The sequence below is a fragment of the Pseudomonas sp. HS6-2 genome (assembly GCF_049325675.2).
GTDB classification, from domain to species: Bacteria; Pseudomonadota; Gammaproteobacteria; order Pseudomonadales; family Pseudomonadaceae; genus Aquipseudomonas; species Aquipseudomonas putida_N.
In genome coordinates this window covers 4,407,983-4,422,867 of sequence record NZ_CM143906.1, presented here as the reverse complement: position 1 = coordinate 4,422,867, position 14,885 = coordinate 4,407,983, and the positions used below count along the sequence as shown (strand labels likewise).

Here is a 14,885-nt window from a genome sequence, read left to right as displayed (position 1 = left end):
TAAGTAATTTTAACAGCGGCAGATGGCCAGCCGACAAGTGACGTTCGCGCCATTGCTGGAGCCCGGTGCCTGCTCCCTGCTAACATCCCGCCTTTGTTTCATCTTTCGTTCGAGACTCTCCATGACCACCGTTCGCACGCGTATCGCGCCATCGCCCACTGGCGACCCCCATGTCGGCACCGCCTACATCGCCCTGTTCAACTACTGCTTTGCCAAGCAGCACGGCGGTGAGTTCATCCTGCGTATCGAAGACACCGACCAGCTGCGCTCCACGCGCGAGTCGGAACAGCAGATCTTCGACGCCTTGCGCTGGCTCGGCATCGAATGGAACGAAGGCCCGGATGTCGGTGGCCCGCACGGCCCGTACCGGCAGAGCGAGCGTGGCGAGATCTACGCCAAGTACGCCAAGGAATTGGTCGATGCCGGCCACGCCTTCTACTGTTTCTGCACCGCCGAAGAGCTGGAGCAGATGCGCGCCGAGCAGATGGCCCGTGGTGAAACCCCGCGCTACGACGGCCGTGCCCTGCTGCTGAGCGAAGAAGAAGTCCAGCGCCGTCTGGCTGCTGGCGAGCCGCACGTGATCCGCATGAAGGTGCCGAGCGAAGGCATCTGCGTGGTGCCGGACATGCTCCGTGGCGACGTCGAAATCCCATGGGACCGCATGGACATGCAGGTGCTGATGAAGAACGACGGCCTGCCGACCTACTTCCTGGCCAACGTGGTCGACGACCACCTGATGGGTATCACCCACGTCCTGCGTGGCGAAGAGTGGCTGCCGTCGGCGCCGAAGCTGATCAAGCTGTACGAGTACTTCGGTTGGGAACAGCCGAAGCTGTGCTACATGCCTCTGCTGCGTAACCCGGACAAGTCCAAGCTGTCCAAGCGCAAGAACCCGACGTCGGTGACCTTCTACGAGCGCATGGGCTTCATGCCCGAGGCCATGCTCAACTACCTGGGCCGCATGGGCTGGTCGATGCCGGACGAGCGCGAGAAGTTCTCCCTGGCCGAGATGGTCGAGCACTTCGACCTGTCGCGCATTTCCCTGGGTGGCCCGATCTTCGACATCGAGAAGCTGTCCTGGCTCAACGGCCAGTGGCTGCGTGAGCTGCCGGTGGAAGAGTTCGCCGCTCGCGTGCAGCAGTGGGCGTTCAACAGCGACTACATGATGAAGATTGCCCCGCATGTACAGGGCCGGGTCGAGACCTTCAGCCAGATCGCCCCGCTGGGTGGTTTTTTCTTCGAAGGCGCGCTCAAGCTCGATGCCAAGCTGTTCGAAAGCAAGAAGCTGTCCGCCGACCAGGTGCGCCAGGTGATGCAGCTGATCCTGTGGAAACTGGAAAGCCTGCGTCAGTGGGAGAAAGAGCGCATCACCGGCTGCATCCAGGCCGTGGTCGAAGCGCTGGAGCTCAAGCTGCGTGACGCCATGCCGCTGATGTTCGCCGCCATTACCGGCCAGGCCAGCTCGGTGTCGGTGCTCGACGCCATGGAAATCCTCGGCCCTGACCTGACTCGCTACCGCCTGCGCCAGGCCCTGGACCTGCTCGGTGGTGTGTCGAAGAAAGAAAACAAGGAATGGGAAAAGCTGCTGGCCAACATCGCCTGAGGCTTTTCCATGTCTGCTGCCGGAGCGGGCTTGCCTGCTCCGGCAGCAGCGAATACCCCGCGATAGCGGGGCAGGGCGGTAAGTGATTGTTATCTGTGAAAAAAATTTTGAATATTTTCAAAATTTAGTTTGACAGCCCTGCAATCCGATCTTAATATGCGCCCCGTCCACAGCGATGAACGAAAACGAAACGCCAGGCACCCAGCCAGCGCTTCTGTTCAAAGCGACATTGTGGGGCTATAGCTCAGCTGGGAGAGCGCCTGCATGGCATGCAGGAGGTCAGCGGTTCGATCCCGCTTAGCTCCACCAAATTCCGCTTGGCAGCCAAGGCTGTCGAGCAAGACCGGGTCCAGCAACCGGGTCTTGAAGGTAAGAAGGTTCGTCCCCTTCGTCTAGTGGCCTAGGACACCGCCCTTTCACGGCGGTAACAGGGGTTCGAGTCCCCTAGGGGACGCCAGCTTTGCACAAGCGATGTTTCACGATGTCGCTGGGCCGAGAGGCTAGAAATCCGGGGCTATAGCTCAGCTGGGAGAGCGCCTGCATGGCATGCAGGAGGTCAGCGGTTCGATCCCGCTTAGCTCCACCAATTCTGCCAGGGTTCGATTGATCGGATCTTCGCGAAGGTTACGTCCCCTTCGTCTAGTGGCCTAGGACACCGCCCTTTCACGGCGGTAACAGGGGTTCGAGTCCCCTAGGGGACGCCACTTTTACCCGCGTTTTGCGGGACTTAAAAGGCTCGTTCGCATATTGAATGGGTCTTTGTTTCGGGGCTATAGCTCAGCTGGGAGAGCGCCTGCATGGCATGCAGGAGGTCAGCGGTTCGATCCCGCTTAGCTCCACCAATTCTGCCAGGGTTCGATTGATCGGATCTTCGCGAAGGTTACGTCCCCTTCGTCTAGTGGCCTAGGACACCGCCCTTTCACGGCGGTAACAGGGGTTCGAGTCCCCTAGGGGACGCCATTTTTACCCGCGTTTTGCGGGACTTTAAAGGCTCATTCGCTTATTGAATGAGCCTTTTGTTTTTCTCCCTTCCCAAAAATTTCGGCGCCGACAAGTGGTGGCAAATTCTGCTTGCCAAAAAATATTATGAGAATAATATTTCGATCATCATATTTCTCAAGGTGAGCCGCCGAATGAGCGACAAGAAGAGCAAGACCCGCGAGCGTATTCTCGAAGCGGCCCGCAGTGCGCTGATCCAGCACGGCCCGGCCGAGCCGAGTGTCAGCCAGGTGATGGGTGCCGCAGGCCTGACCGTTGGCGGTTTTTATGCGCACTTCGAGAGCAAGGATGAGCTCATGCTCGAGGCCTTCCGCCAGCTGTTGAATGAGCGCCGTGCCTTGCTTGCCCAGGTCGATCCGAACCTGGATGGGGAAGGGCGTCGGGCCCTGGTGAGCGCCTTCTACCTGTCGCGCAAGCACCGTGACGCTGAAGTGCGTGCCTGCCCGCTGCCCAACTCGCTTGGCGAGATGCAGCGCTTGCCCGAAGCCTTCCGTGAGGTGCTGGCCGAGCATATCGAGCTGATGGCGGCGGCCATGGTCGACCGCCCGGAAGACGCCGACAAAGCCTTGGCTGACCTGGCGCTGATGATCGGCGGCCTGGCCCTGGCGCGGGCCTTGGGCCCGGGCGAATTGTCTGATCGCATTTTGCGTGCCGCCAAGTCGGCAGTTCTCTGATACCCCTGATCCTGGAGCAAGGCGATGACTACCCTGAGCTGGATTCGTGGCGTAAATGGCACCCTGGGCCGACTGGCCCCCGAACACATCGCCGGCAAGATGCGCCGTGCCTTCATGACCCCGCGCAACCTGCCGCCACGGCAATGGGAGCTGCCGCTGCTGGCCAGTGCCGAGCGCATCACCTTGCGCTTCGGATTGTCGGCCTTGCGTTGGGGCAGTGGGCCGACAGTGTTGCTGATGCATGGTTGGGAAGGGCGCCCAACCCAGTTTGCGGCGCTGATCGAAACCCTGGTGCAGGCAGGGCACACGGTGGTGGCGCTGGAGGGCCCGGCCCATGGACGCTCGCCCGGCCAGCAGGCGCATGTGGTGCTGTTTGCCCGGGCGTTGCTGGAAGCGGCCGCCGAGCTGCCGCCGCTGCGCGCCGTGATCGGTCATTCCATGGGCGGCGCCAGTGTCATGCTGGCCCTGCAGATGGGGCTGCGTGCCGAGGCTGCAGTCAGCATTGCCGCGCCAGCGCAGCTGCTGGGCGTGTTGCGCGGCTTTGCTCACCATCTGGGCATGCCGGCGCGGGCAAGGGCGGCATTCATACGCCAGGTAGAACGGGATGTCGGCATGCAGATTGCTCGCCTTGATGTCAGTGGCTACCAGCTGGAGCTGCCGGGGCTGGTGGTGCATGCCGCGGACGACGCGCTGGTGCCAGCTAGTGAGGCGCAGGTCATCCACAAGGCCTGGTTCGACAGCCGACTGATGCTGCTGCAGGAGGGGGGGCACCAACGCGTGCTGGCTGATCCGCGCCTGGGTGAGGCGGTGCTGGAGCTGTTGGCCCGTGAACCTTCGCGGCAGAGTGCCTGAACATCCGTTACACTCGGCCCGTTCACTGATATTGGGAGCGGGCATGAGCTGGGACCTGGCAACGCCATTCATCATCGACCTGCGCGTCGGTAGCGAGGACATCGACGGCCTCGGCCACGCCAACAACGCGGTCTACGTCACCTGGCTGGAGCGCTGCGCCTGGCGCCACTCCCAGCGCCTGGGCCTGGACCTGGCCGAATACCGGCGCCTGGACCGGGCCATGGCGGTGGTGCGCCACGAAATCGACTACCTCGCTGCGGGCTACGAGGATGATGAGCTGCAACTGGCCACCTGGATCATCGACTGGGACCAGCGCCTGCGCATGACTCGTCGCTTCCAGCTCAAGCGCCCACGCGATGGCGTGACCTTGCTGCGTGCGCAGACCACCTTCGCCTGCATCGAACTGTCCAGCGGCAAGCCCAAGCGCATGCCGGCGGAGTTCCTCGACGGTTACGGGCCGGCGCTGATCGGCAGCTGAAGCGGCAGCATTTTTTGCTAGACTGCCGCCTTTTCCGCCGAGACCCAGACATGCAAATTGCCCTGGCCCCCATGGAGGGGCTGGTCGACAACATCCTGCGCGACGTCCTGACCCGAGTGGGCGGCATCGATTGGTGCGTCACCGAGTTCATCCGCGTGTGCGACCGCCTGCTGCCAGCGTCCTCGTTCGACAAGCTCGCCCCTGAGCTTCGCCAGGGTGCCCGCACGGCCGCTGGCGTGCCGATGCGCGTGCAGTTGTTGGGCTCGGACCCGGTATGCCTGGCGGAGAACGCCGCGTTGGCCTGCGAACTGGGCGCGCCGGTAATCGACCTGAACTTTGGCTGCCCGGCCAAGACCGTGAACAAGTCGCGTGGCGGCGCGGTGCTGCTCAAGGAGCCGGAGCTGTTGCATGCCATCGTCCGTGAAGTGCGCCGCGCGGTGCCGGCGCATATCCCGGTCACGTCCAAGATGCGCCTGGGCTTCGACAGCCCGGATGGAGCGCTGGACTGTGCCACGGCCTTGGCCGAAGGCGGCTCGGCGCACCTGGTGGTGCATGCGCGGACCAAGGTTGAAGGTTACAAGCCACCCGCTCACTGGGAGTGGGTGGCGCGGGTGCAGGATGTGGTACGTGTGCCGGTGTTCGCCAACGGTGAAATCTGGACCGTCGACGACTGGCGGCGTTGCCGCGAGGTCAGCGGTGCTGAAGACATCATGCTGGGGCGCGGGCTGGTGTCACGCCCGGACCTGGCCTTGCAGATCGCTGCCGCGCGCGACGGGCACGAATACCAGCCGATGAGCTGGGATGACTTGCTGCCGCTGCTGCGGGAGTTTTGGCGCCAGGCCCAGGCCAAGCTGTCGCCGCGCTATGCGCCGGGGCGGATGAAGCAGTGGCTGGCGATGCTGACCCGCAGTTATCCCGAGGCGGTGGTGCTGTTTGCCGAGTTGCGGCGTGAGGATGATTGCGCGCGGATTAGTCGGTTGCTTGGGGTCGACGCGATCTCCTTCGAGTCTTGTGTCGCCTGATCCGGCCCTTTCGCGGGACAAGCACGCTCCTACAGGATCACCGTAAACCTGAGGATTGTGCGCATCCTGCAGGAGCGGCGGTGCGGCGATCCGACTTGCCCCGCGAAAGGGCCATCAGCTCCGAACAGATTTTTTCAGCTCTACCCTTGAAAGCTTTCCCGCCGACCCTATCTCTTGAGTGCGCGATGCCGAAGTCGGGTCGCGTAGTGACTTTACTTGCTGAATCTCAGGAGTTTATGACCATGACTACCGCTTTCTCTCTCGCTCCACTGTTCCGTCATTCCGTTGGCTTCGATCGTTTCAATGACCTGTTCGAGTCCGCGGCACGCAACGAGGCGGGTAGCAGCTACCCTCCCTACAACGTGGAAAAACATGGCGAGGACCACTATCGCATCGTAGTTGCCGCAGCCGGTTTCCAGGAGCAGGACCTCGACCTGCAAGTCGAAAAAGGTGTTCTGACCGTCATCGGTGGCAAGCGCGAAAATGGCGCCGCTGAAGTGACCTACCTGCACCAGGGGATTGCCCAGCGCGCCTTCAAGCTGTCGTTCCGCCTGGCTGACCATATCGAGGTCAAGGCGGCGGGCCTGGCCAACGGCCTGCTCAGCATCGACCTGCTGCGCATCGTCCCGGAAGAGGCCAAGGCCAAACGCATCCCGATCAATGGCGACAAGCCTGCACTGAACTGATTCCGACGAACCCAGTTCAGCGGGATCAAAGAAAGGGCACCCTCGGGTGCCCTTTCTTCGTTTCAGTAATCCGCCGGTGCTTCCAGCAACATCTGCCTGAATTCCGGCAGCGGCAGTGGTCGGCTGTGCAGGTAGCCTTGGTACAGGTGGCAGCCCAGGCGTTCGAGAAACGCCAGTTGCTCGGTCAGTTCCACCCCTTCGGCAATCACCGCCAGGTCCAGGCTGCGGGCCATGGCCACGATGGCGCGGACAATCTCGGCATCGTTGGGGTCTTCTGGCGCGTCGCGGACGAACGTCTGGTCGATCTTGAGCGCGTCCACCGGCAGGCGCTTGAGGTAGGTCAGCGAGGAATAGCCCGTGCCGAAGTCATCCATGGCAAAGCTCACGCCATAGCGCTTGAGTTCACGCATCTTGCTGATGGTGTCTTCCAGGTTCTGTATGACGATGCCCTCGGTGATCTCCAGCTTCAGGATCTGCCGCGGTAATCGGTAGTCGTCCAGGCTGCGCAGCACCCGTTCGACGAAATCGTTCTGGCGGAACTGCCGCGGGCTGATGTTCACGCACAGGCTGAAGTCATTGGCGTCGATCAGGCCGTCTTCGAGCATGTGCGCGCAAGCGTCGCAGGCTTCGTCGAGGATCCAGCTGCCAACTTCGAGAATCAGGCCGCTTTCTTCCAGTACCTGGATGAACTGCGCGGGGGGTTGCTGGCCCAGCTGTGGATGGTGCCAGCGCAGCAGTACTTCGGCACCGACGATGCGATTGTCGCGGGCATCGACCTGGGGTTGGAAATGCAAGGCCAGCTCGCCGCGGGCCAGGGCCAGGCGCAGGTCGCTTTCCATGCGCAGGCGCTCGCTGGCGGCCTTTTGCATGGTGGTGTGGAACAGCTCGGTGGTGTTGCGCCCGGAATCCTTAGCTCGGTAAAGGGCGATGTCGGCGCGCTTGAGCAAGTCGGCCGGCGTGGTGCCGTGGTCGGGGATCAGTGCCACGCCGATGCTCGGTGTCACTTGCAGGCGCTGGCCGTCCAGCGACATCGGTTCGGCCAGCAGTTCGCGCAGCGTGTCGGCCAGTTCGCGGACCTTGCTTTCCACGGCTTCGCGGCTGCCTTCCAGGCCGCTGAGCAGCACCACGAACTCATCGCCACCCAGGCGCGCCACGGTGTCTTCCAGGCGCACGCTGGCCTCCAGGCGTGCGGTGATGATCTTCAGCACGGTGTCGCCCACCGGGTGGCCGAGCGAGTCGTTGATGTGCTTGAAGTGGTCGAGGTCGAGGAACAGCAGCGCGCCGCGCAGATTGTGGCGGCGCAGCAGGGCGATCTGCTGGCTCAGGCGGTCCATCAGCAAGGCGCGGTTGGGCAGGTTGGTCAGCGGGTCGTGGTAGGCGAGGTGGCGGATCTGCGCCTGGGCGTTCTTCAGCTGGCTGACATCGCGGGCAGTCAGCAGCAGGCAGTCGACCTCATTGAGGCTGATCGGCTCCACGGACACCTCCACGGTGAGGATGTCGCCGCGCTTGTTGCGCCCGAGCATCTCCCGGTGGTGCACACGGCCGCGCTCCTTGAGCTCGCTGAGTAGGGCGCCGCGCTGCTTGTCGTCGGCCCAGATGCCGATTTCGTAGACGCTGCGGCCGATCACTTCGTCAGCGCTGTAGCCGGTCAGCCGGCAGAAGCCGTCGTTGACTTCCAGGTAGCGGCCACTGCGGCGTTCGGTGATGGTGATGGCGTCGGGGCTGGAGTGGAAGGCTTTGGCGAACTTCTCTTCGCTGGATTTGAGGGCCGCCTCGGCGCGTTGCTGCTGGGTGATGTCGCGCAGGGTGGTGACGCTGCACGGCTGGTCATCGACGCTGATCAGGCGGCTGGCGATGACACAGGTCAGCGGCGAGCCGTTGCGGTGGTTGACCACCACCGCGACATTGCTCAGTGCCTGTTCGCGGATCACCCGCTCGATGCGCTGGGCGCGTTCGATCGATTCGGCCCACAGGCCGATCTCTTCGGCGGTGCGGCCGATTACCTGTTCGGCATTCCAGCCGAAGGTCTGGGTGAAGGCCGGGTTGATCTCGATGAACTGGCCCGTGTCCTGGCGGGTCACGCAGATCGGGTCGGGGCTGACCTGGAACAGGCTGGCGAATTTCTCTTCCGAGGCGCTCAGGCGCTGTTCGCGTTCTACCTGCTCGGTGATATCGAGCAAGGTGCCTGCCATGCGCAACGGGTTGCCTTGGTCGTCGCGATACAGGCGGGCACGGCTTTCGATGTAGCGCGAGGTGCCGTTTTCCAGCTGTACGCGGTAGGTGATCTGGTAGTTTCCGGCCGGGCCTTCGCGCAGGCTGCGGTAGGCTTGGCGCATGCTGGCGCGTTCGTGTTCCGGTACGCCTTCGAAGAACGAATCGAACGACTCATGGAACGGCACCGGGTCCAGCCCGTGCAGTTGCGCAGCGCGGGCCGAGCCGTAGAGCATGCCGCTGGGGATATGCCAGTCCCAGGTGCCAAGTTGCGCCGAGTCCAGCGCCAGGTCGAGGCGCTCCTGGCTGTCCTTGAGGGCTTGCTCTGCGCGTTTGCGTTCGGTGGTATCGACGAAGGTGCTGATCAGGTAGGTGACGCCTTCCATCTCGATGCTCTGGGTGCACAGAATGCCGTCGTGGAGCTTGCCGGTGCTGGCACGGAACTGCACTTCCATGATTGCCGGGCCGTGGTTGCTGCGGGTGGCCTCGATCACCTGATGGCGCTGCTCGGGGTTGACCCACAAGCCCAGTTCGATGCTGGTCTTGCCGATCACCTGGCCGCCGGGCCAGCCGAACATGTCCTCGAAGTGCTGGTTGACCTCGATGATCATGCCGTCCTGGCGGCGGCTCAGCAAAATGGCGTTGGGGCTCAGGTGGAACAGCGTGGCGAAGCGCTTTTCCGAGTTGATCAGCGCGGTTTCCCGTTCGCGCTGGCGGGTGATTTCGCGGATTACCCCAATCATCTGCCGTCGGCCATGGCGGTCGTGGGTCAGGCTGCCGTTGATTTCCAGCCAGTGCAGGCTGCCGTCAGGCCAGCGGATGCGATGGCGCATGGCCTGTTCCACCGGTTCGCCATTGACGACTGCATGAAACAGCTGGCGGGTGCGGGCGCGGTCTTCTTCCGGCAGCAGGTCGAGGTAGTCGATGTCGTTGGGCAGCGGGCGTTGCGGATCGAAGCCGAACAGCGCCTGGGTACCCCGTGACCAGCTGATCCGGCCGGTATCGATATCCCACAGCCAGGCACCCAGGCGTGCGCCATTGAGTGCCGCCAGCAGCTGCGGGGCGTTCTGCCAGGCCTGTTCCGATTCCTGTGGGTCGGCCGCAGGGATACGCGGCAGGCGCGGAAAACGATTTGCTGATTTGGGCATTGGTACCAAACCTTTGGCGTGTGACGCGTCCATGAGTTGGAAATGCCGAGCTGACGACCGGTCAGGCGGACCCTGCGTGGCTGTCGAGCAGGGCCATGAAGGCCCTTGCAGCGTTCGATAGCGTGCGCTCCGTGTGCAGAATGTAGCCTAGCTGGCGCGACAGCTGTATGCCGGGCAAAGCGATAGGTGCAACCTGATCATCCAGCATAGTCCGGGGCAGCACGCTCCACGCCAGGCCGATCGACACCATCATCTTGATGGTTTCCAGGTAGTTGGTGCTCATGGCGATGTTCGGCGTCAGTCCCTGGCTTTCGAACAGGCGCTGGACGATGTGGTGGGTGAAGGTGTTGCCGCCGGGGAATACCGCCGGGTTGCGGGCGACATCGGCCAGGCTGACCGCCTGGTTGCTGGCCAGTGGATGCTCGGGCGCCGCCACGAAATCCAGGGCGTCGTCCCAGACCGGTACGGCCCTGACCAGGTGATGAGGCTCAGGGGCAAGGGTAATGACGGCAATTTCAGCGCGGCCATGGAGGATTTCATCGTAGGCCTGTTCCGAATCCATGAACTGGATATCCAATGCCACAGCCGGGTACTGCCGGGTGAAAGCCCGTAAAAGCGGGGGCAGGCGGTGCAAACCGATGTGGTGGCTGGTGGCCAGGGTGAGACGACCGCTCACTTCCCCCGTCAAATTGGTCAGCGCCCGTCGGGTATCATCGAGGACGTTGAGGATCTGGTAGGCGCGGGGCAGCAGTGCGCGGCCGGCTTCGGTCAAGGTCACTTCGCGACCCAGGCGATCGAACAGGCGCACGTCCAGTTGCTGTTCCAGGCCAGCGATGCGTTTGCTGATCGCCGGCTGGGTGAGGAACAGGCGTTCGCCGGCGCCAGAGAAGCTGCCGGTCTCGGCAATGGCAATGAACGCGCTCAGGTTGGCCAGGTCCACGATTTAGGATTCCTTTTGGTTATCCAAAGCATAAAAATTATGAATTTGAGTTATTCAATCTAACCCCATAGCATCGTCCGTACAAGCCAAGGGGTCTTTGGCATAGAAAGACGCTGATGAGGAACAGTCTGATGGCTGGTAAAACGCTCTACGACAAACTCTGGGAAGCCCATGAGGTCAAGCGCCGTGATGACGGCTCGTCCTTGATCTACATCGACCGCCATATCATTCACGAAGTGACGTCGCCCCAGGCCTTCGAAGGCCTGCGCCTGGCCAACCGCAAGCCGTGGCGCATCGATGCCAACATCGCCACCCCGGACCACAACGTGCCGACCACGCCAGAGCGCAAGGGCGGCATCGAAGCCATCGTCGACCAGGTGTCGCGCCTGCAGGTGCAGACCCTCGATGAGAACTGTGACGAATATGGCATCGTCGAATTCAAGATGAACGACGAACGCCAAGGCATCGTCCACGTCATCAGCCCGGAGCAGGGTGCAACCTTGCCAGGCATGACCGTAGTCTGCGGCGACTCGCACACCTCCACCCACGGCGCTTTCGGTGCCTTGGCCCATGGCATCGGCACGTCCGAGGTCGAGCACGTGCTCGCCACCCAGTGTCTGGTCGCCAAGAAGATGAAGAACATGCTGGTGCGTGTCGAAGGCCAGTTGCCGGCTGGTGTCACCGCCAAGGACATCGTCCTTGCCGTGATCGGCAAGATCGGCACCGCCGGTGGCAACGGCCACGCCATGGAATTCGCTGGCAGCGCCATCCGCGAATTGTCGATGGAAGGCCGCATGACCATCTGCAACATGTCCATCGAGGCCGGTGCCCGTGTTGGCCTGGTAGCGACCGATGCCACCACCGTCGCCTACGTCGAAGGCCGCCCGTACGCGCCGAAGGGCGAGGACTGGAAGCGTGCCGTTGAAGCGTGGAAAGACCTGGTTTCCGACGACGACGCCGTGTTCGACACCGTGGTCGAGCTCGATGCCGCGCAGATCAAGCCGCAAGTCAGCTGGGGCACTTCGCCGGAAATGGTGTTGGCCGTGGATCAGCGTGTTCCGGACCCGGCCGCTGAGCCAGACCTGATCAAGCGTGGTTCTATCGAGCGTGCCCTCAAGTACATGGGCCTCGCCGCCAACCAGGCGATCACCGACATCAAGCTCGACCGCGTGTTCATCGGTTCGTGCACCAACTCGCGCATCGAAGACCTGCGCGCCGCTGCCGAAATCGCCAAGGGCCGCAAGGTCGCCGCGACAGTCAAGCAGGCGCTGGTCGTACCGGGCTCGGGCCTGGTCAAGGCCCAGGCCGAGCGTGAAGGCTTGGACAAGATTTTCCTCGAAGCCGGCTTCGAATGGCGTGAACCCGGCTGCTCGATGTGCCTGGCGATGAACCCGGACCGCCTGGAAAGTGGCGAGCATTGCGCGTCCACCTCCAACCGCAACTTCGAAGGCCGTCAGGGCGCCGGTGGCCGTACCCACCTGGTCAGCCCGGCCATGGCTGCCGCCGCCGCAGTGACCGGCCACTTCATCGATGTCCGCGAGTTGATCCAAGGGAGCGCAGCATGAAAGCCTTTACCCAGCACACTGGCCTCGTCGCGCCGTTGGATCGTGCCAACGTCGACACCGACCAGATCATCCCCAAGCAGTTCCTCAAGTCGATCAAGCGCACCGGTTTCGGCCCCAACCTGTTCGACGAGTGGCGCTACCTGGATGTCGGCCAGCCGTACCAGGACAACAGCAAGCGCCCGCTGAACCAGGAATTCGTGCTCAACCACGCACGTTACCAAGGTGCCAGCGTGCTGCTGGCGCGGGAGAACTTCGGCTGCGGTTCGAGCCGTGAGCACGCGCCGTGGGCACTGGACGAGTACGGCTTCCGCAGCGTGATCGCACCGAGCTTCGCCGATATCTTCTTCAACAACAGCTTCAAGAACGGCTTGCTGCCGATCATTCTCAGCGACGAGGAAGTCGACGAGCTGTTCAAGCAGGTTGAAGCCACCCCAGGCTACCAGCTGACCATCGACCTGCAGGCGCAGGCGGTGACCCGCCCGGATGGCAAGGTGCTGCACTTCGAGATCGATGCGTTCCGCAAGCACTGCCTGCTCAATGGCCTGGACGACATCGGCCTGACCTTGCAGGACAGCGACGCGATCAAGGCATTCGAAGGCAAGCACCGCGTCGGCCAGCCTTGGCTGTTCCGTGATGCCTGAAGTGCGTAGCTAGCAGTGCTGGCCTCTTCGCGGGTAAACCCGCTCCCTGCAGGAGCGGGCTTGCCCCGCGAAGAGGCCCGTACAGGCAACAAAAAAACCATAGGATTCAGCCATGACCAGCACCTCCCACACCGATGTGGTCCAACGCCAGTTCGGCGAACAGGCCAGCGCCTACCTCAGTAGCGCCGTGCACGCCCAGGGCAGCGAATTCGCCCTGCTGCAGGCAGCACTGGCGGGGCAGGGCAATGCCCGCGTGCTGGACCTGGGGTGCGGTGCCGGCCATGTCAGTTTTCACGTCGCGCCCCTGGTTGCCGAAGTGGTCGCCTACGACCTCTCGCAATCGATGCTCGACGTGGTCGCCAGCGCCGCCAGCGAGCGCGGCCTGGGCAATATCACTACCGAGCGCGGTGCCGCCGAACGCCTGCCGTTCGCCGACGCTTCGTTCGATTTCGTCTTCAGCCGCTATTCGGCGCACCACTGGAGCGACCTCGGCCTGGCCCTGCGCGAAGTGCGCCGGGTGCTCAAGCCGGGTGGCGTGGCAGCGTTCATCGACGTGATGTCGCCGGGCAGCCCGTTGCTCGACACCTACCTGCAAACCGTGGAAGTGCTGCGTGACACCAGTCACGTGCGCGACTACTCCGCTGCCGAATGGCAGCGCCAGGTCAGCGAAGCCGGCCTGCATGTGCGCAGCCACACGCGCCAACCGTTGCGCCTGGAGTTTGCCAGCTGGGTGGAGCGCATGCGCACCCCGGAGTCGATGCGCGTTGCCATCCTCCAATTGCAGCAAGCCATGGGCGAAGAAGTACGGCAGTATTACCAGATCGAGGCCGATGGCTCGTTCAGCACTGATGTACTGGTGTTGTGGGCCGAGCGATAAGCACTTTTCGGTGGGGCCCGCTTGGCCGCACCGCGTGAATGGATAGAGGAAAGCATGAGCAAGCAGATTCTGATTCTCCCAGGTGATGGCATTGGTCCGGAAATCATGGCCGAGGCGGTCAAGGTGCTGGAATTGGCCAACGACAAGTTCCAGCTCGGCTTCAGCCTCGAGCACGACGTGATCGGCGGCGCCGCCATCGACAAGCACGGCGTACCGCTGGCCGATGAGACCCTGGAGCGTGCACGCAAGGCCGACGCCGTGCTGCTGGGCGCCGTGGGCGGCCCGAAATGGGACAAGATCGAGCGTGACATCCGCCCGGAACGCGGCCTGCTGAAAATCCGTTCACAACTGGGCCTGTTCGCCAACCTGCGCCCGGCCATCCTCTACCCGCAGCTGGCCGACGCTTCCTCGCTGAAGCCGGAAATCGTCGCGGGCCTGGATATTCTCATCGTCCGTGAGCTGACCGGCGGCATCTACTTCGGTGCTCCACGTGGCCAGCGCGAGCTGGAAGGCGGCGAGCGTCAGGCCTACGACACCCTGCCGTACAGCGAAAGCGAAGTGCGCCGGATCGCCCGCGTTGGCTTCGACATGGCCCGCGTGCGCGGCAAGAAGCTGTGCTCGGTGGACAAGGCGAACGTCCTGGCTTCCAGCCAGCTGTGGCGTGAAGTGGTCGAAGACGTGGCCAAGGATTACCCGGACGTCGAACTGAGCCACATGTACGTCGACAACGCTGCCATGCAGCTGGTCCGCGCACCGAAACAATTCGACGTGGTAGTGACCGACAACATGTTCGGTGACATCCTGTCGGATGAGGCTTCCATGCTGACCGGTTCCATCGGCATGCTGCCTTCGGCCTCCCTGGATGCCAACAACAAGGGCATGTACGAGCCTTGTCACGGTTCGGCTCCAGACATCGCCGGGCAGGGCATCGCCAACCCGCTGGCGACCATTTTGTCGGTGTCGATGATGTTGCGTTACAGCTTCAATCAGCAGGTGGCAGCCGAGGCAATCGAGAAGGCCGTCAGCATCGTCCTGGACCAGGGCCTGCGTACCGGCGACATCTGGTCGGCAGGCTGCGATAAAGTAGGCACGCAGGAAATGGGCGACGCAGTAGTCGCAGCGCTGCGGAATCTGTAATCTCTCTGGCCCGCCACCAAAAACTCAAGGTGGCGGCCCACTTTTAGCAAAG

12 protein-coding genes and 6 tRNA genes are annotated in these 14,885 nt (G+C 62.9%); 16 read left to right on the top strand and 2 right to left on the bottom strand.

Going from position 1 to position 14,885, the window contains the following annotated elements:
• Positions 1-121: 121 nt before the first annotated feature.
• From gltX to ACOKS3_RS20560, 12 genes are all read left to right on the top strand, one after another.
• A complete protein-coding gene (gltX, locus tag ACOKS3_RS20615) occupies positions 122-1,603 on the top strand; it encodes a glutamate--tRNA ligase (RefSeq protein ID WP_103449723.1) in 1,482 nt (493 codons plus the stop codon).
• A gap of 233 nt (positions 1,604-1,836) precedes the next feature.
• A tRNA-Ala gene (locus tag ACOKS3_RS20610) sits at positions 1,837-1,912 on the top strand.
• Positions 1,913-1,984: 72 nt separating this feature from the next.
• Positions 1,985-2,060 (top strand) — tRNA-Glu (locus ACOKS3_RS20605).
• Positions 2,061-2,113: 53 nt separating this feature from the next.
• Positions 2,114-2,189: transfer RNA gene (locus tag ACOKS3_RS20600), tRNA-Ala, on the top strand.
• A 42-nt stretch (positions 2,190-2,231) separates the two neighbouring features.
• Positions 2,232-2,307, top strand: a tRNA-Glu gene (locus ACOKS3_RS20595).
• Positions 2,308-2,369: 62 nt separating this feature from the next.
• Positions 2,370-2,445, top strand: a tRNA-Ala gene (locus ACOKS3_RS20590).
• 42 nt (positions 2,446-2,487) lie between these two features.
• Positions 2,488-2,563: transfer RNA gene (locus tag ACOKS3_RS20585), tRNA-Glu, on the top strand.
• Between the two features lie 173 nt (positions 2,564-2,736).
• Positions 2,737-3,276 (top strand): TetR/AcrR family transcriptional regulator, encoded by a 540-nt coding sequence (locus ACOKS3_RS20580; protein ID WP_103466515.1) that lies wholly within the window; start codon positions 2,737-2,739, stop codon positions 3,274-3,276.
• Between the two features lie 24 nt (positions 3,277-3,300).
• Entirely contained in the window at positions 3,301-4,128 is an 828-nt protein-coding gene (locus tag ACOKS3_RS20575) for an alpha/beta fold hydrolase (RefSeq protein ID WP_103466517.1), read from the top strand.
• A gap of 43 nt (positions 4,129-4,171) precedes the next feature.
• Positions 4,172-4,606: an acyl-CoA thioesterase gene (locus ACOKS3_RS20570; protein ID WP_085675562.1), complete on the top strand. Its 435-nt coding sequence runs from the start codon at positions 4,172-4,174 to the stop codon at positions 4,604-4,606.
• A gap of 50 nt (positions 4,607-4,656) precedes the next feature.
• A complete protein-coding gene (locus ACOKS3_RS20565) occupies positions 4,657-5,628 on the top strand; it encodes a tRNA dihydrouridine synthase (RefSeq protein ID WP_422763035.1) in 972 nt (323 codons plus the stop codon).
• A 242-nt stretch (positions 5,629-5,870) separates the two neighbouring features.
• Complete coding sequence (locus tag ACOKS3_RS20560) at positions 5,871-6,314, top strand: Hsp20 family protein (protein WP_103449725.1); 444 nt, start codon at positions 5,871-5,873, stop codon at positions 6,312-6,314.
• Positions 6,315-6,376: 62 nt separating this feature from the next.
• Here the strand turns inward: ACOKS3_RS20560 and ACOKS3_RS20555 are convergent, their stop codons facing one another.
• Both ACOKS3_RS20555 and ACOKS3_RS20550 read right to left on the bottom strand, forming a co-directional pair.
• Positions 6,377-9,673: a PAS domain S-box protein gene (locus tag ACOKS3_RS20555; RefSeq protein ID WP_103449726.1), complete on the bottom strand. Its 3,297-nt coding sequence runs from the start codon at positions 9,671-9,673 to the stop codon at positions 6,377-6,379.
• 61 nt (positions 9,674-9,734) lie between these two features.
• Positions 9,735-10,613, bottom strand: a complete 879-nt coding sequence (locus ACOKS3_RS20550; RefSeq protein ID WP_103449727.1) for a LysR family transcriptional regulator — start codon at positions 10,611-10,613, stop codon at positions 9,735-9,737.
• 131 nt (positions 10,614-10,744) lie between these two features.
• Between ACOKS3_RS20550 and leuC the strand changes: the two genes are divergently transcribed.
• The 4 genes from leuC to leuB all read left to right on the top strand — a co-directional run bounded on the left by leuC (position 10,745) and on the right by leuB (position 14,833).
• Positions 10,745-12,178 (top strand): 3-isopropylmalate dehydratase large subunit, encoded by a 1,434-nt coding sequence (leuC, locus tag ACOKS3_RS20545; protein ID WP_103449728.1) that lies wholly within the window; start codon positions 10,745-10,747, stop codon positions 12,176-12,178.
• Positions 12,175-12,819: a 3-isopropylmalate dehydratase small subunit gene (leuD, locus tag ACOKS3_RS20540; RefSeq protein ID WP_422763036.1), complete on the top strand. Its 645-nt coding sequence runs from the start codon at positions 12,175-12,177 to the stop codon at positions 12,817-12,819. Before leuC ends, leuD begins: the two co-directional genes overlap by 4 nt.
• Before the next feature lie 112 nt (positions 12,820-12,931).
• Positions 12,932-13,696, top strand: coding sequence for a class I SAM-dependent methyltransferase (locus tag ACOKS3_RS20535; protein ID WP_422763037.1), 765 nt, complete (start codon positions 12,932-12,934; stop codon positions 13,694-13,696).
• Positions 13,697-13,750: 54 nt separating this feature from the next.
• Complete coding sequence (gene leuB, locus ACOKS3_RS20530; protein WP_103449731.1) at positions 13,751-14,833, top strand: 3-isopropylmalate dehydrogenase; 1,083 nt, start codon at positions 13,751-13,753, stop codon at positions 14,831-14,833.
• Positions 14,834-14,885 lie beyond the last annotated feature (52 nt).

Bases quoted from the DNA above. Each gene is read 5' to 3' on its own strand.
- leuC (WP_103449728.1), top strand. From the start codon at position 10,745: ATGGCTGGTAAAACGCTCTACGACAAACTCTGGGAAGCCCATGAGGTC.
- gltX (WP_103449723.1), top strand. From the start codon at position 122: ATGACCACCGTTCGCACGCGTATCGCGCCATCGCCCACTGGCGACCCC.
- ACOKS3_RS20535 (WP_422763037.1), top strand. From the start codon at position 12,932: ATGACCAGCACCTCCCACACCGATGTGGTCCAACGCCAGTTCGGCGAA.
- ACOKS3_RS20565 (WP_422763035.1), top strand. From the start codon at position 4,657: ATGCAAATTGCCCTGGCCCCCATGGAGGGGCTGGTCGACAACATCCTG.
- ACOKS3_RS20560 (WP_103449725.1), top strand. From the start codon at position 5,871: ATGACTACCGCTTTCTCTCTCGCTCCACTGTTCCGTCATTCCGTTGGC.
- ACOKS3_RS20575 (WP_103466517.1), top strand. From the start codon at position 3,301: ATGACTACCCTGAGCTGGATTCGTGGCGTAAATGGCACCCTGGGCCGA.
- ACOKS3_RS20580 (WP_103466515.1), top strand. From the start codon at position 2,737: ATGAGCGACAAGAAGAGCAAGACCCGCGAGCGTATTCTCGAAGCGGCC.
- leuD (WP_422763036.1), top strand. From the start codon at position 12,175: ATGAAAGCCTTTACCCAGCACACTGGCCTCGTCGCGCCGTTGGATCGT.
- ACOKS3_RS20555 (WP_103449726.1), bottom strand. From the start codon at position 9,673: ATGCCCAAATCAGCAAATCGTTTTCCGCGCCTGCCGCGTATCCCTGCG.
- leuB (WP_103449731.1), top strand. From the start codon at position 13,751: ATGAGCAAGCAGATTCTGATTCTCCCAGGTGATGGCATTGGTCCGGAA.
- ACOKS3_RS20570 (WP_085675562.1), top strand. From the start codon at position 4,172: ATGAGCTGGGACCTGGCAACGCCATTCATCATCGACCTGCGCGTCGGT.